At 61.1% G+C, this 25,316-nt stretch carries 23 protein-coding genes and 1 pseudogene; 16 read left to right on the top strand and 8 right to left on the bottom strand.

Annotation, left to right across the window (positions count from 1 at the left end; genetic code table 11):
• Positions 1-35: 35 nt before the first annotated feature.
• Positions 36-758, bottom strand: a complete 723-nt coding sequence (gene yihA, locus MRB47_RS16900; protein WP_047350979.1) for a ribosome biogenesis GTP-binding protein YihA/YsxC — start codon at positions 756-758, stop codon at positions 36-38.
• A gap of 83 nt (positions 759-841) precedes the next feature.
• Here yihA and MRB47_RS16895 point away from each other — a divergent pair, with 83 nt between their 5' ends.
• From MRB47_RS16895 to MRB47_RS16875, 5 genes are all read left to right on the top strand, one after another.
• Entirely contained in the window at positions 842-1,480 is a 639-nt protein-coding gene (locus tag MRB47_RS16895) for a c-type cytochrome (protein ID WP_012655688.1), read from the top strand.
• 168 nt (positions 1,481-1,648) lie between these two features.
• Positions 1,649-3,802 (top strand): cytochrome c biogenesis protein ResB, encoded by a 2,154-nt coding sequence (locus MRB47_RS16890; protein WP_252101260.1) that lies wholly within the window; start codon positions 1,649-1,651, stop codon positions 3,800-3,802.
• Entirely contained in the window at positions 3,799-5,133 is a 1,335-nt protein-coding gene (gene ccsB / locus MRB47_RS16885) for a c-type cytochrome biogenesis protein CcsB (protein WP_252101259.1), read from the top strand. Before MRB47_RS16890 ends, ccsB begins: the two co-directional genes overlap by 4 nt.
• A 91-nt stretch (positions 5,134-5,224) precedes the next feature.
• The gene (msrP, locus tag MRB47_RS16880; RefSeq protein ID WP_047350982.1) at positions 5,225-6,223 is read left to right on the top strand and encodes a protein-methionine-sulfoxide reductase catalytic subunit MsrP; all 999 of its coding nucleotides are present in this window, start codon (positions 5,225-5,227) and stop codon (positions 6,221-6,223) included.
• A complete protein-coding gene (locus MRB47_RS16875) occupies positions 6,223-6,882 on the top strand; it encodes a sulfite oxidase heme-binding subunit YedZ (RefSeq protein WP_252101258.1) in 660 nt (219 codons plus the stop codon). The genes msrP and MRB47_RS16875 overlap by 1 nt, the downstream gene beginning before the upstream one ends.
• 66 nt (positions 6,883-6,948) lie before the next feature.
• On the opposite strand, the pseudogene MRB47_RS16870 reads toward MRB47_RS16875, so the two are convergent.
• From MRB47_RS16870 to lptM, 6 genes and pseudogenes are all read right to left on the bottom strand, one after another.
• A pseudogene (locus MRB47_RS16870) lies at positions 6,949-7,059 on the bottom strand (MBL fold metallo-hydrolase); the annotation flags it as partial.
• 153 nt (positions 7,060-7,212) lie between these two features.
• Positions 7,213-7,950: an IS21-like element helper ATPase IstB gene (gene istB / locus MRB47_RS16865; RefSeq protein ID WP_011805003.1), complete on the bottom strand. Its 738-nt coding sequence runs from the start codon at positions 7,948-7,950 to the stop codon at positions 7,213-7,215.
• Positions 7,951-7,986: 36 nt separating this feature from the next.
• A complete protein-coding gene (istA, locus tag MRB47_RS16860) occupies positions 7,987-9,531 on the bottom strand; it encodes an IS21 family transposase (RefSeq protein ID WP_252100662.1) in 1,545 nt (514 codons plus the stop codon).
• Positions 9,532-9,675: 144 nt separating this feature from the next.
• Complete coding sequence (locus MRB47_RS16855; RefSeq protein WP_252101257.1) at positions 9,676-10,446, bottom strand: MBL fold metallo-hydrolase; 771 nt, start codon at positions 10,444-10,446, stop codon at positions 9,676-9,678.
• Between the two features lie 64 nt (positions 10,447-10,510).
• The gene (gene lysA / locus MRB47_RS16850; RefSeq protein WP_252101256.1) at positions 10,511-11,806 is read right to left on the bottom strand and encodes a diaminopimelate decarboxylase; all 1,296 of its coding nucleotides are present in this window, start codon (positions 11,804-11,806) and stop codon (positions 10,511-10,513) included.
• Positions 11,803-12,012 (bottom strand): LPS translocon maturation chaperone LptM, encoded by a 210-nt coding sequence (lptM, locus tag MRB47_RS16845; RefSeq protein WP_088887569.1) that lies wholly within the window; start codon positions 12,010-12,012, stop codon positions 11,803-11,805. The genes lysA and lptM overlap by 4 nt, the downstream gene beginning before the upstream one ends.
• A gap of 12 nt (positions 12,013-12,024) precedes the next feature.
• On the opposite strand from lptM, the gene cyaY reads away from it, so the two are divergent.
• Positions 12,025-12,354 carry an iron donor protein CyaY gene (cyaY, locus tag MRB47_RS16840; RefSeq protein ID WP_012655694.1) on the top strand — a complete coding sequence of 110 codons (330 nt, stop codon included), beginning with the start codon at positions 12,025-12,027 and terminating at the stop codon, positions 12,352-12,354.
• Positions 12,355-12,429: 75 nt separating this feature from the next.
• On the opposite strand, the gene MRB47_RS16835 is transcribed toward cyaY, so the two are convergent.
• Positions 12,430-14,769: a penicillin-binding protein 1A gene (locus MRB47_RS16835; RefSeq protein ID WP_376785885.1), complete on the bottom strand. Its 2,340-nt coding sequence runs from the start codon at positions 14,767-14,769 to the stop codon at positions 12,430-12,432.
• Positions 14,770-15,077: 308 nt separating this feature from the next.
• Here MRB47_RS16835 and MRB47_RS16830 point away from each other — a divergent pair, with 308 nt between their 5' ends.
• The 10 genes from MRB47_RS16830 (at position 15,078) to MRB47_RS16785 (ending at position 25,249) form a co-directional block, all read left to right on the top strand.
• On the top strand, positions 15,078-16,148 hold the full coding sequence (locus tag MRB47_RS16830; protein WP_088887567.1) for a pilus assembly protein PilM: 1,071 nt from the start codon (positions 15,078-15,080) through the stop codon (positions 16,146-16,148).
• On the top strand, positions 16,145-16,756 hold the full coding sequence (locus MRB47_RS16825; RefSeq protein WP_084002064.1) for a PilN domain-containing protein: 612 nt from the start codon (positions 16,145-16,147) through the stop codon (positions 16,754-16,756). The genes MRB47_RS16830 and MRB47_RS16825 overlap by 4 nt, the downstream gene beginning before the upstream one ends.
• Before the next feature lie 2 nt (positions 16,757-16,758).
• Entirely contained in the window at positions 16,759-17,436 is a 678-nt protein-coding gene (locus tag MRB47_RS16820) for a type 4a pilus biogenesis protein PilO (RefSeq protein ID WP_252101254.1), read from the top strand.
• Positions 17,433-17,987, top strand: a complete 555-nt coding sequence (locus MRB47_RS16815; RefSeq protein ID WP_287805337.1) for a pilus assembly protein PilP — start codon at positions 17,433-17,435, stop codon at positions 17,985-17,987. Before MRB47_RS16820 ends, MRB47_RS16815 begins: the two co-directional genes overlap by 4 nt.
• Positions 17,984-20,128 (top strand): type IV pilus secretin PilQ, encoded by a 2,145-nt coding sequence (gene pilQ / locus MRB47_RS16810; protein WP_411275708.1) that lies wholly within the window; start codon positions 17,984-17,986, stop codon positions 20,126-20,128. Before MRB47_RS16815 ends, pilQ begins: the two co-directional genes overlap by 4 nt.
• 18 nt (positions 20,129-20,146) lie before the next feature.
• Positions 20,147-21,016 (top strand): hypothetical protein, encoded by an 870-nt coding sequence (locus MRB47_RS16805; RefSeq protein ID WP_252101252.1) that lies wholly within the window; start codon positions 20,147-20,149, stop codon positions 21,014-21,016.
• A gap of 9 nt (positions 21,017-21,025) precedes the next feature.
• Positions 21,026-22,045, top strand: a complete 1,020-nt coding sequence (locus tag MRB47_RS16800) for an IS30 family transposase (RefSeq protein ID WP_252100635.1) — start codon at positions 21,026-21,028, stop codon at positions 22,043-22,045.
• A gap of 16 nt (positions 22,046-22,061) precedes the next feature.
• Entirely contained in the window at positions 22,062-22,784 is a 723-nt protein-coding gene (locus MRB47_RS16795; protein ID WP_252101251.1) for an Ig domain-containing protein, read from the top strand.
• Between the two features lie 119 nt (positions 22,785-22,903).
• The gene (gene aroB, locus MRB47_RS16790) at positions 22,904-24,019 is read left to right on the top strand and encodes a 3-dehydroquinate synthase (RefSeq protein ID WP_252101250.1); all 1,116 of its coding nucleotides are present in this window, start codon (positions 22,904-22,906) and stop codon (positions 24,017-24,019) included.
• A 75-nt stretch (positions 24,020-24,094) separates the two neighbouring features.
• Positions 24,095-25,249, top strand: a complete 1,155-nt coding sequence (locus tag MRB47_RS16785) for a deoxyguanosinetriphosphate triphosphohydrolase (protein WP_371814853.1) — start codon at positions 24,095-24,097, stop codon at positions 25,247-25,249.
• The last annotated feature ends 67 nt before the right edge of the window (positions 25,250-25,316 follow it).

Raw genomic sequence — 25,316 nt, 5'->3', positions numbered from 1 at the left:
CATAGCTGCCAGCGCTTGATGGACGGGCGCTGGCGTCAATTTTGGTCTTCAGATGGCGGCAGGGCTTCCACGGCCGCATCCTCTTTTTGGACGGGGTGGGCCCACTGCCACAGCAGTTGCGCCACTTCGTCCACGCCCTGCTTCTTGAGCGCGGAGAACATCCTGACCTCACCGCCGCCGGCCTGCAGTCGCGTGATGGACAGGGCCTTGGCCTGCTCGGCGCGCGTGAGCTTGTCGGCCTTGGTGAGCAGCACCAGGAACTTGAGCCCTGCCTCCACGCGCGGCCGCACGGCGTTCAGCAGCGCCTCGTCCAGCTCGGTCAGGCCCAGGCGCGGGTCGCACAGCAGCACGATGGCGGTGAGACTTTCGCGGCTCACCAGGTAGCTCAGCATCACTTGCTGCCAGCGCAGCTTGTCCGAGCGCGACACGGCCGCGTAGCCGTAGCCCGGCAGATCGGCCAGCACCGCGTCCGTCGCGCCCTGCTTGCCCAGCGCGAACAGGTTGATGTGCTGGGTGCGTCCGGGCTTCTTGGATGCAAACGCCAGTTGGCGCTGCTGGGTGAGGGTGTTGATGCAGGTGGATTTGCCTGCGTTGGAGCGGCCCACGAAGGCGATCTCGGGCACCTCGATGGCGGGCAAATGGTGCAACTGCGCGGCCGTCGTCAGGAAGCGCGCGGTGTGCATCCACCCCATGGCGACCTTGGCGTCCGGCGCTGGCGGGAGGGAGCCAGCAACTGGCGCATGTGATGTGGTCGGCATATATGGGTTTTCCAAGGGATAGGGCGAAACAGGGGCATTGTAGAATCGCGGGGTTTTGCGCTCATAACACAAGATCCCCCGATATGAAGTTGCTCGCCTCCCTGCTGATGGCTGCCGCACTGGCAGTCCCCGCTGCCTCGGCCCTTGCCGCAGGCGAAACCCCGGCGCCGCAAAAGGCAGCGAAGCCTGATCTCGTGAAGGGCGAGGCCAGCTACGCCGCCGTGTGCGCCGCCTGCCACGCCGCCGACGGCAATTCCACCATCGCAGCCAACCCCAAGCTGGCGCAGCAGCACCCGGAATACCTGGTCAAGCAGCTGCAGGAGTTCAAGGCCGGCAAGCGCGCTGACCCGATCATGCAAGGCATGGCCGCCATCCTCTCCGAGGACGACATGCGCAACGTGTCGTGGTGGCTGGCCTCCAAGCAAGCCAAGGAAGGCTTTGCCAAGGACAAGGATCTGGTCGCCATGGGCGAACGCATCTACCGCGGCGGCATCCAGGAGCGCAACATTGCCGCCTGCGCCGGCTGCCACAGCCCCAACGGTTCCGGCATTCCTGCCCAGTACCCGCGCCTGTCGGGCCAGCATGCCGACTACACGGTCAAGCAACTGGTGGACTTCCGCGACGGCAAGCGTGGCAACAACGTGCAGATGCGCGACGTGGCCGCCAAGCTCAACGACCGCGAGATCAAGGCCGTGGCTGACTACATTGCCGGTTTGCGTTGATTCACGTCAAATTTCCAGGGGTGCTCCGATGCGCCTTTGGAACCTACCGCCGATAATCGCACCCAAGACGGGCGGGCTCATCTGAACGGATGGCCCGCCCTTTCTCATGGGCCTACGCACGCAGGGTTGACTGGCGTAGGTGGATTCCTCCCGGCCTTCGCGTCTTTCATGTCTGACACCACTTTCGGTCCTAGCAGCGCCCCCCGGACGCACGCCATGCGGTCGATGACCGAGCTGCTGGCGTCCATGCGCTTCGCGATCGCGTTGCTGACCGTGATCTGTATTGCCTCGGTGATCGGCACGGTGCTCAAGCAGCACGAGCCGGCCGTCAACTATGTGAACCAGTTCGGCCCGTTCTGGGCGGAGGTGTTCCTGGCGCTCAAGCTGAACGCGGTCTACAGCGCCTGGTGGTTCCTCGTGATCCTGGGCTTTCTGGTGGTCAGCACCTCGCTGTGCATTGCCCGGCATGCGCCCAAGTATCTGGCGGATCTGCGTACCTACAAGGAAGACATCCGCGAGAAGAGCCTGCAGGCGTTCCACCACAAGGCCAGCGCGGAGCTGCCGGCCGAAACGCCCGAGGCGGCCGCGCGCCGCGTGGGCCAGCAACTGGTTGCCAAAGGCTGGAAGGTGCGCCTGCAGCAGCGCCAGACCCCGGCAGGTGACGGCTGGATGGTGGCCGCCAAGGCCGGTGCCGCCAACAAGCTGGGCTATATCGCCGCGCACAGCGCCATCGTGCTGGTGTGCCTGGGCGGCCTGCTGGACGGCGATCTCGTTGTGCGGGCGCAGATGTGGTTTGGTGGCAAGACGCCCTATGCGGGCTCGGGATTGATCTCCGAGGTCAAGCCCGAACACCGGCTGTCCGAGCGCAATCCCACGTTCCGCGGCAATCTTGTGGTGGCCGAGGGCACGCAGTCCGGCACCGCCATCCTGAGCCAGTCCGACGGCGTACTGCTGCAAGAACTGCCGTTTGCCGTCGAGCTCAAGAAGTTTATCGTGGAGCATTACTCCACCGGTATGCCCAAGCTGTTCGCCAGCGAGATCGTGATCCACGACCGCGCCACGGGCGAGGCCACGCCGGCGCGCGTGGAGGTCAACCATCCCGTGAGCTACCGGGGCATCGAAATTTACCAATCCAGCTTTGACGATGGCGGCTCCGAAGTGCACCTGCGTGCGCGTCCCATGGTGCCTGGCGCGGAACCCTTCGATGTGCAAGGCGTGATCGGCGGCTCCACGCGCCTCACGCACTCGGGCTCGGGCGAAGGCATGACGCTGGAGTTCACGGGGCTGCGGGTGCTCAATGTGGAGAACTTCGGCGATACCGGCGCCAGCGGTTCGGGCGCTGACGTGCGCAAGGTGGATCTGCGCGAATCGATCGAATCGCGCCTGGGTGCCGGCAACAAAACCGTGAGCAAGCGCGAACTGCGCAACGTAGGCCCCAGCATCACCTACAAGCTGCGCGATGCCGCGGGCCAGGCGCGGGAGTTCCACAATTTCATGCTGCCCGTGGACACGGGCGACGGTCAGCCCATGTATTTGCTGGGTGTGCGTGAGACCCCCGCGGAGCCCTTCCGCTACCTGCGCGTGCCGGTGGATGCCGAGGGTGGCATGGACGGCTTCTTGCGCATGCGCCTGGCACTGGCCAATCCGCAGATGCGCGAGCTGGCGGTGCGTCGCTACGCGGCAGCGGCCGTGGATGGGGCGCGCCCCGAGCTGGCCGAGCAACTCGCGCAGTCGGCAGGGCGCGCGCTCGCGCTGTTCGCCGGTGCGATCGACGAGCCTGCTGCGGCGGCCGGCCGGCCGCGTGGCGGGCTGCAGGCGATCTCGGACTTCATGGAGGCCAATGTGCCCGAAGACGAGCGCAACCGCGCCAGCGAGGTGCTGGTGCGCATCCTCAACGGCGCCCTGTTCGAACTGGCGCAGATCACCCGCGAACGTGCAGGCCTGGCCCCCTTGCCACAGAATGGCGCAACGCAGGCGTTCATGACGCAGGCGGTGTTGAGCCTGAGCGATGCACAGGCCTATCCGGTGCCCCTGGCGTTCGAGCTGCGTGACTTCAAGCAGGTGCAGGCCAGCGTGTTCCAGGTGGCGCGCGCGCCGGGCAAGAACGTGGTGTACCTGGGCTGCGCGCTGCTGATCATCGGCGTGTTTGCCATGCTCTACGTGCGTGAACGCCGCGTATGGGTCTGGCTGGCGCCGCAGGACGCGGGCGCCCGCGCGACGATGGCGCTGTCCACCAACCGCAAGACGCTGGACGCGGATCGTGAATTCGCGCAGCTCACCACCCAATTGATCGGAACATCCCCGCACGGAGGTGCCTCATGAATACAGCCACGACCACGCTCACGTTGAGCGAAGGGTATTTCGCACGCCGCAGCTGGTGGGACTGGCTGTTTGCGTTGTTGGTGGTCGCGGGGGGCGTTTTCGCGCTGCAGCGCTATGCGGTGTACATGGATGTGTATGAGAAGGCCATTTTGCTGGGCTCCATTCCCAGCGCGATCTGGCTGGGCTGGTTCTGGCGCCCGCTGAGCACACTGATGCTGATGGTGGCCGCGTGCTCGCTGCTGGCCATCGGGCTGTACCAGAACAATGGCGCGGGCGACCTGGCGCGCGCGGACACGGTCTTCGGACTCAAGTACTTTCTGTCGAGCCAGTCGGCCATCCTGTGGATGAGCATGCTGTTCTTCATGAGCACCGCGTTCTATTGGGTGGGCATGCTCTCGCGCGGTCAAGGGCAGACGATGATGCGCATCGGCTCGCGCATTGCGTGGGTGGCCGTGGCGCTGGCATTGATTGGCACCATGGTGCGCTGGTACGAAAGCTACCAGATCGGCCCGGATATCGGCCACATCCCGGTGAGCAACCTCTACGAGGTGTTCGTCATGTTCTGCTGGATGACGGCCGTGTTCTACCTGTACTACGAGGAGCAGTACGAAACCCGCGCGCTCGGCGGCTTCGTGATGCTGGTGGTGAGCGCCGCCGTGGGCTTTCTGCTGTGGTACACGGTCGTGCGCGAGGCGCATGAGATCCAGCCGCTGGTGCCCGCGCTCAAGAGCTGGTGGATGAAGCTGCATGTGCCGGCCAACTTCATCGGCTACGGCACCTTCGCGCTGTCAGCCATGGTGGCCTTTGCCTACCTGATCAAACAGCAGGCGAGCGAAACGCGCTGGTGGAAACTGGCACCGCTGTGGCTGTTGGGCGTGGTGCTGTGCTTTGAGCCCATCGTCTTTCGCCAGGGCGCGGCCGACAACGGCGGTGGCTACTGGATGGTGTATTTCGGCGTTTCTGCGCTGATCGTGGCGGGCATCTTGCTGGCGCGCCGGCGCATTGCCGAGCGGTTGCCGTCCTTCGAGATCCTGGACGATGTGATGTACAAGTCCATCGCCGTGGGCTTTGCGTTCTTTACCATCGCCACGGTCCTGGGAGCGCTGTGGGCCGCGGAGGCCTGGGGCGGTTACTGGAGCTGGGACCCCAAGGAAACCTGGGCGCTGATCGTGTGGCTCAACTACGCGGCATGGCTGCACATGCGGCTGATGAAGGGTTTGCGCGGCACCATGTCGGCGTGGTGGGCGCTGGTGGGCCTGGCGGTGACCACCTTCGCCTTTCTGGGCGTGAACATGTTCCTGAGCGGGCTGCACAGCTACGGAACCTTGTAACCCTCGGCGTCCAAGGGGGGAACCTGCGGGCCCTGCGGGCAGTCTGTGTCTCATGCAGACTGTGGCAGATGCGGCTGCCAGAAGGACCCCCATGTTGATTCCTACCCGAGACAACGGTTATATCCACCCTTGCGCCGGCGAGATCACGCCGCGCGCCGTCTATGAGCAGCGACGCGCCATGCTCCGCCTGCTGGCAGCGGGTGCTGGTGGCGCGGCGATGGCCGGCTGGGCAGGGCGTGTTGCCCTCGCTGACCAAGTCCGCCGCCCGGGGAGGCTCGCACCCCTGCCGGGTGCGCCGTCCGCCGTGCCGGGCGCGGTGACCATGGAGAAGGTCACCGAGTACCAGGACGCCACCACGTACAACAATTTCTACGAATTCGGCACGGACAAGAGCGACCCCGCGCGCAACGCCCATACCCTGAAAACCCGCCCCTGGACCGTAGAAGTGGAAGGCTTGGTCAACAAGCCACGGCGCTTCGATATCGACGAGCTGCTCAAGCTCAGTGCGCAGGAGGAGCGCATCTACCGCCTGCGCTGCGTCGAGGGCTGGTCCATGGTGATCCCCTGGGTGGGGTACTCGTTGGCAGAGTTGATCAAGCGGGTGGAGCCGCAGGGCAGTGCGAAGTACGTCGAGTTCGTCACGTTGGCGGACAAAGCCACCATGCCTTACGTGGGCTCGCGTGTGCTGGACTGGCCTTACACCGAAGGCCTGCGCTTGGACGAGGCCATGCATCCGCTCACGCTGCTCGCCTTCGGCATGTATGGCGAGGTGCTGCCCAATCAGAATGGCGCACCGGTGCGCATCGTCGTGCCGTGGAAGTACGGCTTCAAGAGCGCCAAGAGCATCGTCAAGATCCGCTTCGTCGAGAAGGAGCCTGGTACCGCTTGGAACAAGGCTGCACGGCAGGAGTACGGCTTTTATTCCAACGTGAATCCAGATGTGGACCACCCGCGCTGGAGCCAGGCCACCGAACGGCGTATCGGCGAGGGCGGACTGTTCGCCAAGAAGCGCAAGACCCTGCTGTTCAATGGCTACGAGGCCCAGGTGGGACAGCTCTACGCGGGCATGGATCTGCGCAAGTTCTACTGATGGTGCATGCACGCCTTTCGGGCAGTACTCCCGCGCTGGCGGGTCGCGGCTGGGGTGCGCGCGTGTTGTTGCACCCGGCAGCCAAGCCGGTGCTGTTTGTGCTGTGCCTGCTACCACTGGCCTGGCTGGTGTATGGGGCGGCCGCCGATCGCCTGGGCGCCAACCCTGCCGAAGCCCTGATCCGCTCCACGGGCGACTGGACGCTGCGCATGCTGTGCCTCACCCTGGCAGTCACACCCCTGAGGCTGGCGCTGGCCCAGCCGCCGCTGGCACGCTTTCGGCGCATGCTGGGTCTGTACACCTTCGCCTACGCGGCACTCCACTTGCTGTGCTACGGCTGGTTCGACATGGGGCTGGATGTGCCGGAAATCCTTCGTGACGTGCTCAAGCGCCCCTTCATCCTGGTGGGCATGGGCTGCTTTGCGGTGCTCCTGGCGCTGGCGGCCACGTCGTTCAACCGGGCCATGCGCTGGATGGGCGGGCGGCGCTGGCAGCAACTGCACCGCGGCGTGTACCTGGCCGCGGGGCTGGCGATCCTGCACTTTTTCTGGATGCGGTCGGGCAAGAACGACTTTGCCGAGGTGGCGGTCTATGCCGCCATCCTGGCGGCGTTGCTGCTCGCTCGGCCTTGGTTGCGCCGGCGCCGCCGTGCCGTCTGATTGCTATTAATTAGATAGCTGCTAGCGCTTTCTGGGTAAGCGCTAGAGCCGATTTTTATCAAACTTTCAGGCGCGCACGGCCTGCAGCGCAGGGCGCACCTGGCGGGTGACGGGATCGATGTGACCCGTGGGGATCTGGTAGGCGCGGTCATCAAACAGGTCGATGCCACACATCAGTGCGCATTCCACTGATGGCGGACAGTGATTCCATTCCCATCGCGGACAGCGTTCCAGGCGATGGCGGACACGTTGCGCGGGTGTCCTGAGTGACGCTCAAATCGTAGCCGAAGTGTCCGCCATCAGCGTGGAATGGCGGTCGGCGCGGCCGGCTCAGACGGCCTTGGTGAGCTTGCGCATCGACTCGCCCTTGAGGGCTATCTTGTGCGAGCCGTGCACGATGCGGTCCAGGATGGCGTCGGCCAGCGTGGGCTCGTCCAGCCAGGCGTGCCAGGCCGTCACCGGCAACTGGCTGGTGATGAGCGTCGAGCGCGTGCCCACCCGGTCGTCCAGCAATTCCAGCAGGTCGTTTCGCTCGTGCGCGGCAATCGGCGCGATGCCGAAGTCGTCCAGGATGAGCAGGTCCAGCCGCGCCAGTTGCGCCAGCCGTTTGCCCAGGCTGCCATCGCCGTGGGCCACGTGCAGCTCCTGCAGCAGCCGTGGCGCGCGGGTGTAGAGCACCGAGAAGCCCAGGCGCGCGGCCTGCTGCCCCAGTGCGCAGGCGAGCCACGTCTTGCCGCACCCGGTGGCGCCGGTGAGCAGCACGTTGTGGCCATGGCGCAGCCAGTCCCCGCCGGCCAGGCTGGTGATGACCTCTCGGCTCAGGCCCCGGCTGGCGCGCCAGTCGATGTCCTCCAGGCAGGCACTGGAGACCTTCAGGCGGGCCGCCTTCAACAGGCGCTCCAGGCGCTTGCTGTCACGCCAGTCCACCTCGCGCTGCACCAGCAGCGCCAGGCGTTGTTCAAAGGGCAGCTCGCTGGCCGTGATGTGGGTGGCCGCGTCGCTGAGGGCGGCCACCATGCCGTCCAGGCGCAGGGCGCGCAGTTGGTTCAAGGTCTGTTCGTTGAGCATGGTTCTTCCTTGTTAGGTTTGCTTGCACGTTGGAGTTCAGTGGTAGTAGCCCGGCCCGCGCACGTTCTCGTGCAGCGGCAGGCTCGCCTGTGCGGCCATCGGCGCATCCAGCGGCCGCTGGTCCAGGCCGCAGCCCAGGATGGAGGCGATGCTCTTGTAGGACGGTGAGCGAATCGACTGCGCCCGCGCACAGGCGGCCTCCAGCCGGTCAGCCCCGTACTCACGGCCCAGGCGCATGAGGCCCAGACAGGAGCGGTAACCCTGCTCGGGATGCTGGCGGTGCTCCATCTGCCAGCGCACCACGGCGGCGGTGGCCGCGCCCACGCGCTCACCCCAGGCGATGAGCTTGGCCGGCGTCCACTGCAGGTGCGCCCGGTGCGAGGCCGGCATGTGCTCGGGCGTGGTGGTGTGTGCACCCCGTCGGGGATTGAGGGCGTGGGCGGCCACGCGTTTGCTGCCGTGCAGGACTTCGAGCGTGCCGGCCGTGATGCGCAACTCCACCGGCTCACCCACCAGGGCGTGGGGCACCGAGTAGTAGTGGCCATCGAGCTCAACGTGGTAATCGATGTTGACGCGGGCGGGTTTGAAGCGCGCGATGGGCATGCGCACCGGCGGCAGGGGGCGCAGGGCTGGCCGGTCGAGTTCGGCGAAGGCGCTAGTGCGGTTGCCCGGCAGCTTCTTGAACGCGCGCTGGTTCAAGTCCACCAGCAAGGCGGCAATCGCCCGGTTGAGCTCGGCCAGGCTGAAGAAGGTCTGGTGGCGCAGCCTGGCCAGAATCCAGCGCTCGACCACCTGCACAGCGACCTCCACCTTGGGTTTGTCGCGTGGCTTGGCCGGGCGCGCGGGCATCACGGCCAGGCTGTAGTGCGCACAGAGCTCTTCGAGCAGGCGGTGCGCGGTGGGCTCGTAACGGTCGGGTCGGGCCATGAGGGCGCGCGGCTGGTCAGGCACCAGCAGGCGGGGCACGCCGCCGATGAACTCCAGCGCGCTAATGATGCTGGCCACCCAGTCGGTGGTCTTCTGGCTGGCGGTGGCGCAGGCGTAGGTGTAGTTCGATGCGCCCAGCACGGCCACGAAGACCTGGGCCTGGCGTATCTCGCCAGTGTCGGCATCCACCACGGGAACGGTCTGGCCGGCGTAGTCCACAAAGAGCTTGTCACCGCCCGTGTGGGTCTGGCGCATGGAGCGCTGCAGGCGCCGGGCCCAGGCCTTGTACTTCTCGCAGAAGGCGCTGTACTTGTACGCCTGCCCGCTGTGCTGTTGCTGGTATTCCTCCCAAAGCAACTGCAGCGTCACGCCAGGTCGGCGCAGTTCGCGGTGGATGTGGGCGTGGTCGGGTTCAAGGTGCCGGGACTCGCGCGCCACGGGTGGCTTGTAGAGCCGGGCCTGGAGTTCGTCGTCGTTCAGGCTCTGGGCCAGTGCCCAGTCCACGCCGGCCACGCGCGCGTAGCTGGCTATCTCGCTGACAGTGGATTTGGAGATGCCGAGGGCGGCACCGATTTGACGGGTGCTCAAGGCCCCGCGGTGCAGCAGTTGCAGTGTGTGTCGTAGTTTGCTCATGGTGACCCTGGGTGTGGGCATCGCTGGTTCCGGTCAAAAAACCGGGCAGCGTATGCCGCGTTCGGGTCACTCAGAACACCCCGCAGGTGTCCGCCATCAGTTTGGAATGCTGTCCGCCTTCAGCGTGGAACACTGTCCGCCATCACGCTGGAACACTGTCCGCCATCAGCATGGAATCGTGTCCGCCATCGCGTGGAATACGCACATCAGGCTGTCGAGCCATTGGAAGAAGTCGTCGATGGCCGGCTTGCCCATGATGGGCGCGCCGTGCTGCGGAACCACCATGGCGATGTCGAGTTGCCGCGCCATGCGCGTCCACAGGCGCAGGATCTTGTTGGAGACCATGTAGCGGCGGTGAAAGCCTTCCATGCGTGGAATGTGCGGTGCCAGATGGGTCACCGGCACGCGCGCGTCGGCGCCCGAGGTCATGGAGACGCCCAGGTCGCCCGTGAACAGGATGCGGCTGACCGGGTCGTAGAAGTGGAAGTTGCCTTCGGAATGCATGAAATGCGCGGGCAGCAGCACCAGCTCGTGCCGGCCCAGCGGCAGGCGGCCGCCGCTGTCGGGCACCCCGATGATGCGGTTCTCGGTTTTGCCGAGCTTGGTGAAGTGCGGCGCGAAGCGCTCCCAGATGCGTGAGATGACCAGCGTCGCCTTGGTGCTGCTCAACCAGCGGTCCAGCGAGGCGATGATGTCGGGGTCGGCGTGCGACGCAATCAGGTAGGACAGCTTGTGGGGCGGAAAGTGCTTGGACATGCCCATGAACAACTCGTTGAACGCCAGATTGCCGCCCGGGTCGATGATGGCGCCCGTGTCGTCGTCCACGATCAGGAACTGGTTGGCCTGAACCGCCTGCCCATCCTCCTCGACAAGGTCCGAGAACATCAGACAAGTGTGGTTCTTGTCCCGGTAGAGTTCAAGAGGTTCCTGAGGCATGCAGGTGACTCCGCAATGAAAGTGCAATAGTACTCAGAGCGAAATGGTTATTCCTTGATAGTTATCAAGGGTTGCCCTGCGGTACCAGCTTTTCGCTGCGGAAGATGTCGTTCACGCTTTCGCGCGTGCGGATGAGGTGGGCTCGCGCTCCGTCCACCAGCACCTCGGCGGGTCGGGGGCGGGTGTTGTAGGTGCTCCCCATGGAACTGCAGTACGCCCCGGCGGACAGCACCGCCAGCATATCGCCCGCTGCCACCGCCAGGTTGCGGTCACGGCCGATCCAGTCCCCGCTTTCGCAGATCGGGCCGACGACGTCATACACGTGCGACACGGCCGTGGGGGCTGTTGCCTGCAGGGGCACGATGGCGTGGTAGGCCTGGTACATCGCCGGACGCGGCAAATCGTTCATGGCCGCATCGACGATGCAGAAGTTCTTTTGCTCGCCGGGCTTGAGGTAGAGCACCTCCGTCAGGCAAACACCGGCGTTGCCCACCAAGGAGCGACCGGGCTCGATCATCAATTGGCGGTCACCGTAGCCGCGCGCGTCCAGTTTGGCCAACAGCTTGGCCCACAGCGCGTCGGCCCGTGGTGGCGTGTCGCCGTTGTAATCGATGCCCAGACCACCGCCAAAATCGATGTGGTGGATCGCGATGCCTGCGGCCTCGATGGCTTGCACGAGGTCCAGCATGCGATCCATGGCGTCCAGATACGGGCTCTCTTCCGTGATCTGGGAGCCGATGTGGCAATCGATGCCCACCACGCGCAAGCCGGGCAGGGCGGCTGCGCGCTGGTAGGTGGCAACCGTGCGTTCATGGGCGATACCGAACTTGTTGCCCTTGAGGCCCGTGGAAATGTAGGGGTGGGTCTTGGCGTCCACGTTGGGATTGACACGAATGCTGATCGGTGCGCGCAATCCCATGGATTGGGCCACTTCGCTCAGCACGTCGAGTTCTGCCTCGCTCTCCACGTTGAAGCAGCCAATGCCGACCTCCAGCGCCTGGCGCATTTCTGCGCGCGTCTTGCCTACGCCGGAAAAGATCACCTTCGCCGGGTCGCCGCCGGCTGCAATCACGCGTTGCAGTTCGCCGGCAGAAACGATGTCGAAGCCGCAGCCATGGCGTGCGAAAAGCTGCAGGACAGCGAGCGACGAGTTCGCTTTCATGGCATAGCAGATCTGCACCTTGCGCCCAGCGAACCCGCGCTGGTAGGCCCCCAGGGCGTCCAGCATGGATGCCTGGGAATAGACGTAGAGGGGCGTGCCGAACTCCCGGGCCAGGTCGGCAAGGCGAAGGCCCTCCAACTGAAGCGCTTGGTCGTGGTAGTGCAAGTGGGGGTGGCCGGGCAGAAGGGGATGGGTCATGGACGGGTGGTAGAAGCGGAATCGGCTGGCGACGAGGCGGGAGCCCGCGAGGCGGCGGGGTTGAGGGTTTCAGGGAGTGTGGCGCGCTGCGCGGCAGCCGGGTCCGTGGGCAGGTAAAGCGGACCCCGTTGGCCACAGGCCGCGAAGGCTGCCGTGCTCACAGCAAGGACAATCGTCCTGACTAGAATTTGACGAGCTCTGAACATACGCAAATTGTAATGACCGACCTCGAATTCATGGACCGTGCAGAAAAGCTGCTGCTGGCGGTGGAACAAAGCTGCGACCGTATCAACGACACCACCGACGCTGATCTGGATGGCCAGCGTACGGGGGGCATGGTGACCATCACTTTCCGCAACCGCAGCCAGATCGTGATTAACCTTCAAAAGCCGCTGCACGAGATATGGATGGCGGCGCAATCCGGCGGATATCACTTCCGCCATGACGGGACGGCGTGGATGGATACCAAGGGTGCCGGCGAATTCTTTGCAGCGCTCAGCCACAACGCCACTTTGCAAGCGGGGGAAGCGCTCCAGTTCACCGATTAGCGGCGACAGCGCGGCTCGATCCACGAGCGAAGGGCTGCGCAATTGATTGCGCGGGCGCACGGGCCCGCCTCTTCATCAATTACGGAATAGGTCGAGGATGCGGTTGCGCTCTTCGGGGGGAGGCGGTGTTCCCGGAGCCGGCGCACCATCGGTGGGGGTGGCGCTCTCCATACCCAGGCTGGCGACGCCCGCGTTGCGCGCATATTCTTCGTAGAACCATTCGCCACTCACGTTCACGACGCCTGCGGGTACGGTGGGCTCTGCCACTGGGACGCCCTTAAGCGCTTTTTCCATGAAGCTGATCCAGACCGGCAGGCTGAGTCCGCCGCCGGTCTCACGGCTTCCGAGGTTGCGCGGCGTGTCGTAACCGATCCACGTCACAGCAGCCAGCGTGGGCTGGAAGCCTGCAAACCACGCATCGACTGCATCATTGGTCGTTCCTGTCTTGCCATAGATATCGGGGCGTTTGAGCGTGGCCTGTGCACGTGCCGCCGTGCCGGAGCGCGCGACTTCCTGAAGCATGCTGTTCATGATGAACGCGTTGCGTGGCTCAATGGCGCGGGGGTTGTCTGTGACGGCGGGAGGTTGGAAATCCGACAGGATGCGTCCCTTGTGGTCCGTGACACGGGTGATGAGATAGGGGTTGACGCGGTAGCCGCCGTTGGCAAACACCGCGTAGGCCGAAGCGAGTTGCATCGGGGTGACAGAGCCTGCGCCCAGCGCCATCGTCAGATAGGGGGGATGCTTGTCGGCTTCGAATCCGAAACGGGTCACCCAGTCCTGCCCGTTCTTGGGGCCGACAGCCTGCAGGATGCGAATGGAGACGACGTTCTTGGAGCGGGCAAGCCCTGCGCGCATGGTCATGGGACCGTCGTACTTGCCATCGTAGTTCTTGGGCTCCCAGGGTTGCCCGCCTGTCACGCCCGCACTGAAGAACAAGGGAGCATCGTTGATCACCGTGGCAGGTGTGAAGCCCTTTTCCAGAGCGGCGGAGTAGATGAACGGCTTGAACGCCGAACCTGGCTGGCGCCAGGCCTGGGTGACATGGTTGAACTTGTTCTTGTCGAAGTCAAAGCCGCCCACCAGGGCACGTATGGCACCGGAACGCGGATCGATGGCCACGAAAGCACCTTCCACCTCAGGAAGCTGGGTGATTTCCCAAGTCTTCTTGGGTGTTTGTACGACCCTGATGACCGCGCCCCGGCGCAGTTTGATGTTGGGCGGGGCTTTCTCGCTGAGTCCGGACTGCGCGGGCTTGAGGCCTTCGCCCGTGATCTCGATCTGTTCGCCATCGGCGCGGGCCGCCAGAATCCTCTTGGCGTTGACCTCCAGCACGACCGCGGCGAGCACATTGCCGTTATCCGGGTGGTTGGCCAGAGCGTCGTCGATGGCGTCTTCGGTCTCCTCAGACGCGGAGGGCAGGCTGACAAACCGCTCAGGCCCGCGGTAGTGCTGTCGGCGCTCGTAGTCCATGATGCCTTTGCGCAACGCGGTGTAGGCTGTCTCCTGCTCGCCGGCATTCAGCGTGGTGTACACATTCAATCCGCGCGTGTATGCCTCGGGGCCGTACTGCGCGTAGATGAGTTGACGCGCCATCTCAGCCACGTACTCCGCATGGATACGGGTCGAATCCGTCGACGAGCGCAGCTTGAGATCTTCTTGCTTTGCAGCAGTGGCTTCCTCGGCAGTGATGAAGCCGTTTTCCAGCATGCGATCAATGATGTACAGCTGCCGGATCCTTGCGCGCTTGGGGTTGGAGATGGGGTTGTAAGCGGATGGGGCCTTCGGAAGGCCAGCAAGCATGGCTGCTTCGGCAATGGATATGGACTTCAGCGGCTTGCCAAAATAGGTTTCTGCGGCTGCTGCAAATCCATAGGCGCGATTCCCCAGATAAATCTGGTTCATGTAGATCTCGAGAATCTGGTTTTTTGTTAACAGATGCTCGAGCTTAAATGTAAGTAATATTTCGTAAATTTTTCTGGTAAATGTTTTTTCGGAAGAAAGATAAACATTTCGCGCCACTTGCATGGTAATAGTGGAAGCCCCCTGGCTTTTTACGCGTCCTAGATTGGCCAGCGCAGCGCGCAACACCCCTTTGTAGTCCACGCCCCCGTGCTGGAAGAAGCGTGCGTCTTCGATCGCCAACACTGCGTTGGTCATCACAGGGGGGATGTCCTGGATGGGCGTCAAGTTGCGCCGCTCCTCACCGAACTCTCCCAGCAATGCGCCTTCTGCGGAGTACACCCGCAGGGGTAGCTTAGGGCGGTAGTCCGCCAGATCGGACACATCAGGCAGATTGGGATATGCCACCGCAAGGCCCAGTCCGATGGCGAGAGCACCGGTCAACGTTGCGGCGACGCCCAGGCCAAGGATCCACGTGAACCCCAGCAGAAGCCAGCGCACGGCGCGTGGCATTGAGGATGTGGGCGGGGAAGATGTTCTGTCGGGAGGCTGTGGCATAGGGTCTCGATACGAGGCAACCCGTCATTATAAAAATCTTGGCGTGTCGGCTTGGCTGGGCCGCCTTGCCCTGGTCAGCGCGCAAAAAATAGGGCCGACATTTCAGCGATAGCACCTGAAAATCGTCTGCTTTTGACAACGCCGCTTTTGTGCGAGAAAGGTAAAACTCTTGGCTGGTGAAAAACCTTACTGATAGCATTCATGTGAAGTGTTAAGTTTTGTTGCGTCATATAGATAAGTAGCGGAGGGGCACCTTGATCTCAATGGGGTCGTTGTTCAGTCGTCAGTCTGCCCCATTGCTGGGTGTGGACATCAGTTCTTCCAGCGTCAAGCTGGTGGAGTTGGGGCGAGATAAGGGAGGGGCGCTGGTTCTCGAGTGCTGTGCAATCGAGCAACTGGAGCGTGGGTGGATCACGGATGGCAACATCGAAAAGTTCGATGAAGTCGCCGAGGCGTTGCGTCGCGTTGTGAAAAAGAGCGGGACCAAAACCAAGAATGTCGCCCTTGCATTGCCATCCTCTGCTGTGATCACCAAGCGCATCACGCTGCCCGGCGGGATGTCCGAGCAGGAACTGGAAGTGCAGGTGGAATCCGAAGCCAACCAGTACATTCCTTTTTCGCTGGACGAGGTGAGCCTCGACTTCTGCGTCGTGGGCCCCAGCAAGAGCGCGCCAGGCGATGTCGACGTGCTGATTGCGGCCTCTCGCAAAGAGAAGGTGCAAGATCGTCAAGGTCTCGCTGAGGCGGCTGGACTGAAACCCGTGGTCGTCGACATTGAGTCGCATGCGGCACGCTTGGCAGCAGGGCGGCTGATTGAAGGGTTGCCCAATCGGGGCGCCGATGCGGTCGTTGCCCTCTTTGAGGTGGGGGCAATGACGACGAGCATGCAGGTCATTCGGAATGACGATGTCTTGTATGAACGCGACCAAGCCTTTGGTGGTGCGCAGTTGACCCAATTGATCGTGCGCCAGTATGGGTTCTCACAAGAAGAAGCGGAGGGCAAGAAGCGCAATGGCGACTTGCCTGAAGACTATCAATCTGCTGTCCTGCGCCCCTTCGTGGACAGTCTCGCTCAGGAAATCAGCCGCGCGCTGCAGTTCTTCTTTACGAGCACCCCATACAACCGCGTGGATCACATCATGCTCGCAGGCGGATCTGCCCCTCTGCCCGGCTTGACGGAATCCGTCATTCAGAACACGGGGTTTGCGTGCAGCGTCATCAACCCCTTTGATGGCATGGAAGTAGGCGGGGGTGTCCGCCTCAAAAAGATGGTGCGCGAGGCTCCGTCTTACTTGACCTCCTGTGGGCTGGCAATGCGGAGGTTCCTGCAGTGATTCTTATCAACCTACTCCCGCATCGGGAGGCTGCTCGTAAACGCAGGCGGGAGGCGTTTCAAGCCGTCATGCTCGCTTCAGCATTGGTAGGCCTTGCCATTGCTGCGGCTATTTATTGGTGGTTTCAAGCGATGATTACCGATCAGCAGGATCGTAATAATTTTCTTCGAAGCGAAATCAAAGTCCTTGAAGGACAAATCAAGGAAATCGCGACCCTTGAAGAAGAAATTGCTGCCCTTTTGGCTCGGCAAAAAGCTGTAGAAGATCTTCAATCCGATCGAAATTTGCCCGTACACCTTCTTAATGAGCTGGTCTTGCAGTTGCCGGATGGCGTTTATATAACAAGTCTTAAGCAGGCAGACCAGACGGTCACCATGCAGGGGATGGCGCAGTCTAATGAGCGTGTTTCAGAGATGCTACGCAATCTGGCCAATAATACGCCCTGGTTCTCAAAGCCAGAATTGGTCGAAATTGTCGCAGCTAACGTTTCGTTAACTCCCAAAGATCAGCGTCGTGTTGCCGCCTTTAATTTACGTTTCCGATTGGTGCGTAGTGCTGAAGCCCAAAAGGCTATGGAAGCTGCCAGCGCAGCAGGCACGGGGAAGTAAAAATGGCAAAGAAAAATAAGCCGAAATTTGATTTCGCAAAACTGCTAGAGGATTTGCAACGGCAATTCCAGAATTTGGACCCAAAAGATCCTTCTCTGTGGCCGGTGTTGCCTCGTGCGTTACTTTGTGTACTCATCGCTGCAGGTGTAGCTACATTTCTCTGGTTTTTTAAGTTGACAGACTATGAGCAGGAATTAACTGCCGAGAGAAGCACTGAGCAGACGTTGCGAGAGGACTATCAGAAGAAACTCGTGAAAGCCGTTAGTCTAGACGCGCTCAAAAAGCAAAGAGAGCAGATTCAGCAATACGTGATCCAGTTGGAAAAACAGCTGCCAAGCAAAGCGGAAATGTCTGCGCTACTTTCAGATATTAACCAGGCAGGCCTTGGCCGAAGTTTGCAGTTCGAATTGTTTCGTCCTGGGCAGATCGTGGTTAAAGATTATTATGCTGAATTACCTATCTCTATTCGAGTGGCGGGCAAGTACCACGACATGGGGGCCTTTGCATCTGATGTGGCGAATCTTTCGCGCATCGTTACCTTGAATAATCTGTCAATTACTCCTGCTTCAAAGGACTTAAATGGTAATTTGACCCTTGAGGCCACGGCGCGAACATTCCGCTATCTTGATCCGGAGGAGATACAAGCGCAGAAGGCCGCAGCTAAGGGGGCCAAGAAGTGAGATACCACAATGTACTAATTGCCGCGCTAGCCGCCGTTTTCATACTGACGGGGTGTGGGCCTAGCGGAGAGGATGAGCTTCGCCAATGGATGGCAGATCTGCGTGCGACAACGAAACCACGTGTCACGCCGTTGAAGGAACCCAAGCAGTTTTTTCCTCAAGACTACATTGCGGATAGTGGCGTTGATCCCTTCAATTCAATGAAATTGACGCTGGCATTAAGGCGGGACTCTGCAGAGTCCGCGGCCAATGCTTCGCTAATCGCACCAGAAATGGCGAGAAGAAAAGAGCCGCTGGAGGCATATCCGTTAGATGCAGTTCGTATGGTGGGAAGTATGAACAAAACGGAAGTGCCTACCGCGTTAGTAACCGTGGATAAATTGTTATATCAGGTTCGAGTGGGCAATTATCTTGGGCAAAATTACGGGAAAGTTGTCAGCATCACTGAAACGTACATCCGTTTACGAGAAATTGTTCAGGACCCATCTGGCGATTGGGTAGAGCGGATGACAACACTAGATCTGCAAGAGGGGAGTGAGGTGAAAAAATGATTCAAGAAAAAGTACGTCTTCGTGCATATTTACGGATGATGGGTGTAATAGTTACCGCAGCGCTGAGCGTGTCCGTAGCTCAGGCACGGGGGTCTATTGAATCTATCTCTGGCCTTTTGCAGGGTGGTGCCGAAGTTCTACGCATTGAGTTTTCCGAACCACAAGAACTCCCTACCGGGTTTTCAATCCAGAGCCCAGCACGTATTGCTCTTGACTTTCCTGGGGTGACCAATGGCACAGGCCGCACGCTGATAGATATTAATCAAGGGAACGTGAAGTCTGCCAACATTGTGCAGGCGGGAGAGCGGGCGCGCGTAGTCTTAAACCTCAAGCACCCCACGTCATATAGAGCCGAATCACAAGGTAACGCTGTGATGATATTGCTGGAGGCGGCAACTTCATCTGCGAAAATGCCGACGTCTCAGGCCGGCTCCTTTGCTGAGAGTCAGAACGTTGATGTGCTACCTCTTAAGGACTTGGATTTTCGACGTAGCACGGACGGTGCGGGGCGCATTGTTGTAGGACTTCCCAACAATCAGGTAGGCGTCGATTTACAACAGCAGGGGAAGGGATTAATCGTTGATTTCCTGCGCTCATCCTTGCCCGAGGGATTGCGGCGTAAGTTGGATGTGTCGGATTTTGGTACGCCGGTTCAGACTATCACTGCGACCCAACAGGGGGAACGCGTGCGCCTGATGATCGATCCTGTGGGGGAATGGGAATATAGCGCTTATCAAAGCGATAATCAATTTGTTGTTGAAGTTCGGCCGAAAAAGGTTGATTTAACTAAATTGACCCAGGGACCTACATACTCGGGCGAAAAATTGTCGCTGAATTTCCAAAATATTGAGGTTCGCTCATTATTGCAAGTGATTGCCGATTTTACGAATTTTAATATTGTCACGTCGGATACGGTTACAGGAGCACTGACATTACGACTAAAAGATGTCCCTTGGGATCAGGCTTTGCAGATTATCATGGACGCCAAAGGGCTGGGGATGCGCAAGTCTGGAACGGTGCTGTGGATCGCTCCGAAGGATGAAATCGATGAGCGTACGAAAAAGGACTATGAGGCCGCATTGGCTATCCAAAAGCTAGAGCCTTTGCGTACGCAAGCGTACCAGTTGAATTATGCGAAAGCTGCCGACATGGTAGTTCAGTTGACGACAAACACTTCATCCGGCGGGGGGGGGGGATCGAGCCAGAATACTCGTTTTCTTTCCGAGCGCGGCAGCGCGCTAGCTGAGCCTCGAACTAACCAGCTGTTTGTAACTGACACGGCTGCAAAACTTGAAGAGGTCCGCCAACTGTTGCTCACTCTTGACGTGCCCGTGCGGCAAGTGATGATTGAAGCACGCATTGTCGAAGCCCGGGATTCTTTTGGGCGTTCCCTTGGCGTACGCTTGGGCGGCGGGGATTTGCGTGCCAACAGAGGTGGAGACGGAGGTTATGCCTTGGGCGGTGGCAATCGCCTTGCACTAGGCACCAACTACAGTAATGCTACTAACTCAGCTGGTTTTGGGGGCAACGTGGATGTTGGCGGCAGTTTCGTTAACCTGCCGGCTTCCCTCTCGAACGTGCGAGATATGGGCTCGTTCGCTTTGTCTATCTTTAACTCGGCGGCTAATCGATTCCTAACGCTAGAGTTGTCTGCCATGGAAGCGGATGGGCAGGGTAAGATTGTTTCGAGTCCTCGTTTAATTACTGCCGACCAGACGAAGGCATTGATTGAGCAGGGTACAGAATATCCCTATTCAGTAACCGCACCAAATGGTGCTACCACGATTGCGTTTAAGAAAGCGGTTCTGAAACTCGAAGTCACCCCTCAGATTACCCCTGAGGGAAATATTATCCTCGATCTGGATGTGAACAAGGATAGCCGGGGGGAAAGCACCGATCAGGGTGTAGCGATAGATACTAAACATATTCGTACGCAAGTGCTTGTCGAGAACGGTGGAACGGTGGTGATTGGGGGTATATTTGAAATGGAAGAGACCAATCAAGAAAATAAGATTCCTTTGCTGGGAGATGTTCCAGTAGTGGGTAATTTATCTAAAAATCGCACTAAAGAATCTACCAAGCGTGAGATGTTGGTTTTTATTACTCCTAAAGTAATTACTGATCGTGGTCCAGTGCGTTAAGTTTGTAATGGGTGAATTATGAAAAATTTTAAATTCAATGTTATTTCTGCAATGGCAGCTGCCGTGCTTGTGGGGTGCGGTGGGGGAGGCGGCAGTGGCGGCGAGTCCCATTTCCCTTACAGCATCACGCTGCGTGCCGAAAAGACGCAATTGCCTCTGAATGTCAGCAACTACCCGGTGGGTCAAGGTGTTTACGCTCCTTTCTCCACTACCTTGTACGTGCAGGCCAAGGAAGGCGATCGCGCAATTCCTGGTGGGGAAAATGTCTTCAGCTGCAATATGGCTGGCGGTCTCGATTCGGGCCGCTTGTACTATCTCGATGGGGACCCGGCACACGAAGAGGAAGTGGATGATGGAAATGGCGGCAAGGTGAAGGTACCGTTGGCCTACCGCAGCATCACCCTCGGCTCGAACTCCGGCGGCAATTCGTTCCACTTCCATGCGAAGAATCAGGCTGGCACCGCACGTATTACTTGCAGCGTGACAGACCCGCGCGATCAGAAGGTGCATTCCGCCAGCGTTGATATCGTCGTCGGGGGGGTGACAGGTAAGCCTGCGAGTGTGAGCATGGTTGTTCCCTCGGAACGAAGCTACATGGGTACGAAGGGCAATGCAGACATTCGCAACCTCCCCAGTACTGTCATCATGCAGGCGTTTGTGCAAGACGACGCCATTCAGCCGGTATCCAGCAATTCCGGAGCCAATGTGCAGGTGCGTATCCTGCCGGGAACGGATGCGGCTTCTGGTGCGCGCTTGGTTGCGGGGAGCCTGAGCGGCAGCGTGCTGCAGTTGCCTTCGATTCGCGGAGTTGCACAGTTCTCGTTGCTCAGTGGTACTGATACGGGGGGCGGTCTCAAATCTGAAGTGCAACACCCTCACCAAGGGTAATGTACGCAAATGGGAACGAGATACGAGCACTTGCAGCCAGAAGACAGAGTGACGCTGGCATCGCTGCGCCAGCAGGGCTGGAGCATCAGGGCCATAGCCCGCCTTCAAGGCCGCAGCCCCAGCACCATCAGCCGTGAGTTGCGGCGCAACGCCTGCCACGGCGGTTACGCCAGCGCGCCTGCGCAGCGTCTGTGCCAGCTGCGGCGCATTCAGGCCAAGCCATACCCCAAGCTGCACAGCTGCGGGGCGTTGTGGACTCTTGTGACCACCATGCTGTGCTGGCTGTGGTCGCCCCAGCAGATTGCACGCACACTCCAGCGCATGTATCCCCAGGACCCAACCATGCATGCCTCGCACGAGAGCATCTACACCGCCATCTATGCATACCCACGCGGTGAGTTGCGCCGCCAGCTCATCGCACTGCTGCGCCAAGGCAAGAGTACACGCCGCCCGCGTTCAGCAGGCTCTGATCGGCGTGGTCAGATTCCAGACATGGTCTCTATCCATGTTCGCCCACCCGAGGTCAATGATCGCGTGATCCCGGGGCATTGGGAGGGGGATCTGATCAAGGGTGCTGGCAACCAATCGGCGGTGGGTGTGCTGGTAGAGCGCTCAACGCGCTTGGTGCTGCTGTGCAAGATGCCTGACGCATCCGCAGACAGTGCGCTGGCCGCGTTCACCAACAAGCTGCGCCAGATCGCACAGCCGATGCGCCAGACGCTCACCTACGACCAGGGCAAGGAGATGGCCCGGCACAAGGAACTCGCCCAAGCCCTTGGCATGCGGGTGTACTTTTGTGATCCGCACAGCCCTTGGCAAAAAGGCAGTTGTGAGAACACGAATGGGCTGCTGCGCCAGTTCATGCCCAAGGGCACAGACCTGAGCATGCATGACCAGGATGCGCTGGACTCCATGGCCGATCTGATGAACAACCGTCCTCGTCAGACTCTCGGCTGGGATTCTCCCTACCAGGCTTTTCAGCGATTCATGGCGGCTATCGCCGAGAAAAGCTCCGCTACCATTCATTGAATATCAACCAGCGGTGTTGCACTTCAGATTTGAGACCGCCGGGCCTATCTTCCTGGAGTTCACTGCAGACCGGTATGACAACAACGTTGGCAACGGCATCCAGGATCCGATCTCTATCATCGATGTGATGTCGGTACTTGAAGCAATCACAGATCCGCTGAAAGTCGCTGACGAAGACCTGGGTGACGTTACCAACACCATCTCCTACAGCCATTTGCTGACGGCCACGGGTGGTTTGCCGCCACTTAGTTGGTCTGCTACGGGCCTGCCCAAGGGGCTGACTGTTGACGCGAAGACAGGCCTTCTCAGTGGCACGCCGGATGACGTTGAGGGTCCTTACCGGGCTACGGTGACGGTGAGGGACAAGAATAAGCTGGTGGACTCGGCCACCATTACGCTGAATCTGGTGGGGGCTGTGAGGCCGGAAGACTTTGCAATCGGTAACTGCAACCTGAACCAGGTGTGCGCGTTGGGTACGGCGGTAGCAGGTCAGAACTTCGCCTTTGCCTTCACGTCGTCGGTTTCCGGCGTGACTTGGAGCTTCGCAGGTCTGCCCAGCTGGCTGACCGGCGGGACTACAGGTACGTTGGGATTCGTTTCGGGCACGCCTGCTCGCTGCAACCTGACGGCTACCCCGCCTAATCGCGGCGATGAAGGCACGCCCACGTTCTTCGTGACAGCAACCAAGGGCTCGACATCGGTGACGCGCCAAGTCTCGGTGACGGTGTCCTGCTCCTAATGAGCGGCGCCCTGGCCCGGAGCTTCCTGTAGGTCCCGGGCTCGCTGAGGGCGCTCTCCGTTGGAATCCATCCCCAGCTTGTCTGGGGATTTTTTTTTGTCCGTAGGAAAATCGGTGTGATGAAGCAGCCCTCCTCACTCACGACAAGCGTCCGCATCGAACTGGACGACCGCAGTTACGACATCGACATTGGTACGGCCTTGCTTGGGAATTTGGCCCACCACCAGGCCTTGCCCCCGGGCACGGCGGCCCTGATCGTGACGAATGAGACGGTGCAGCCTCTCTATGGTGGCGTTCTGGCAGCTGCGCTCGCGCCTCGCTACCCGGCGGTTCACACGGTGGTGCTGCCCGACGGCGAGGAATACAAGACCTGGGAAACGCTGCAGCGCATTTTTGATGTGTTGCTGGGCCAGGGGTGTGACCGCAAGGTGGTGCTGTTTGCGCTTGGGGGAGGCGTGATTGGCGACATGACGGGGTTTGCCGCCGCATGCTACATGCGCGGAGTGCCGTTTGTGCAAGTGCCCACTACGCTCTTGGCGCAGGTGGATTCGAGCGTGGGTGGCAAGACTGCCATCAACCACCCGCTTGGCAAGAACATGGTGGGTGCGTTCTACCAGCCGAGGCTGGTGGTGTGCGATCTGGAGACGCTCGATTCGCTGCCGGCCCGGGAGCTGGCGGCGGGCCTGGCCGAGGTGATCAAGTACGGGCCGATCGCAGACATGGAGTTGTTTGCCTGGCTCGAGGCCCACATGGACGCGCTCGTCGCGCGGGAGCGCGGCGCGCTGGCCCATGTGGTCAAGCGCAGCTGCGAGATCAAGGCGGCGGTGGTAGGCGCGGATGAACGCGAAGCCGGGCTGCGTGCCATTTTGAATTTCGGCCATACCTTTGGCCATGCCATCGAGGCGGGCATGGGCTACGGCGTGTGGCTGCATGGCGAAGGGGTTGCCGCAGGCATGGTGATGGCCGCGCATCTATCGCAGCGGCTCGGTTTGGTGGATGGATCTTTCGTTGAACGCCTGACGCGCCTGATCGAGCGCGCCGGTCTGCCCACACGGGGGCCGGTGCTCGACGCGCAGGACAATGCGGGGCGCTATCTGGAACTCATGCGCGTGGACAAGAAGGCAGAAGGCGGTGAGATCCGCTTCGTGGTGATCGACGGACCCGGCAAAGCCATCATGCGCGCCGCGCCGGATGCGCTGGTGCGCGAAGTCATCGACCAGTGCTGCGCATCCTAATGTTTACTATAAAAATAGTAGCTGATTGCGCTTCTCTGGTGGGCGTTATGGGGCTGTTTGGTGCTTGAGACGCATTTGGCATCTTATGCCTGTCACTCGGCGCGCACCCAGGGCAGGCGCCATCCCGAGGCGCCGGCGCCTACGCGTACGGAATACCAGCGGGACCGCGACCGCATCGTGCATTCCACCGCGTTCCGGCGGCTGGTCTACAAGACCCAGGTATTCCTCAACCATGAGGGCGATCTGTTCCGTACGCGGCTCACGCATTCACTGGAGGTTGCGCAGTTGGGGCGCTCCATCGCGCGGTCGCTGAGGCTGAACGAAGACCTTGTCGAGGCCATTTGCCTGGCGCACGACCTGGGACATACGCCCTTCGGCCATGCAGGGCAGGATGCGCTCAACGAGTGCATGGCGGACCATGGAGGCTTCGAGCACAACCTGCAGAGCCTGCGTGTGGTGGACACGCTGGAAGACCGCTACCCCGCCTACGATGGCATCAACCTGACCTACGAGACGCGCGAGGGTATCCTCAAGCACTGCTCGCGGCGCAACGCCGAGCAATTGGAGGCGCGCGAACCCGGCGGTGTGGGGCGGCGTTTCCTCCTCGGCCAGCAGCCGAGCCTGGAGGCGCAGCTGTGCAACCTGGCCGATGAGATTGCCTACAACGCCCATGACATCGATGATGGTGTGCGCTCGGGCCTGATTACGCTGGAGCAGTTGCGCGACGTACCGCTGTTCGACCGCTACCGCGCGCAAGCGCAGAACGACTACCCGCATCTCGCGCAGTCCGAAGGGCGGCGCCGATTGCTGAGCGAGGCCATCCGTCGCATGCTCAGCGAGCAGGTGTACGACGTGATCGATGCCACGCGCGCAGCGCTGGCAGAGCATGCGCCCGCTGACGTGGAAGCGGTGCGCCGGCTGCCGGCCCTGGTCGGCTTCTCGCAGGCCATGCGCGCGCAGTCGCAGGTGCTCAAGCGGTTCCTGTTCCAGTCGCTGTACCGCCATCCCCAGGTCATGCAGACCACGGACCGTGCCCGTCAGGTGGTGCGCGACCTGTTCGCCATCTACCAGGCGGACCCGCGGCAAATGCCACCGGCGCAGGCCGGCTGGGCGTTGGATGGCGACGATGCACGCCGTGCGCGCACGGTGGCGGATTTCATCGCAGGCATGACCGACCGGTTCGCCGCCCGAGAGCACGAACGCTTGACCGGTCAGCGCTTGCTGGCCTGACGCGCCAGCCCCGGTCCGCCTGTGCGGCAGGGCAGAGACATACAATGCGAGCCCTCTTCAGACCACG

The sequence above is a fragment of the Diaphorobacter sp. LI3 genome (assembly GCF_022807955.1).
GTDB lineage: Bacteria > Pseudomonadota > Gammaproteobacteria > Burkholderiales > Burkholderiaceae_C > Diaphorobacter > Diaphorobacter nitroreducens.
This window is presented reverse-complemented; position numbering and strand designations above follow the sequence as displayed.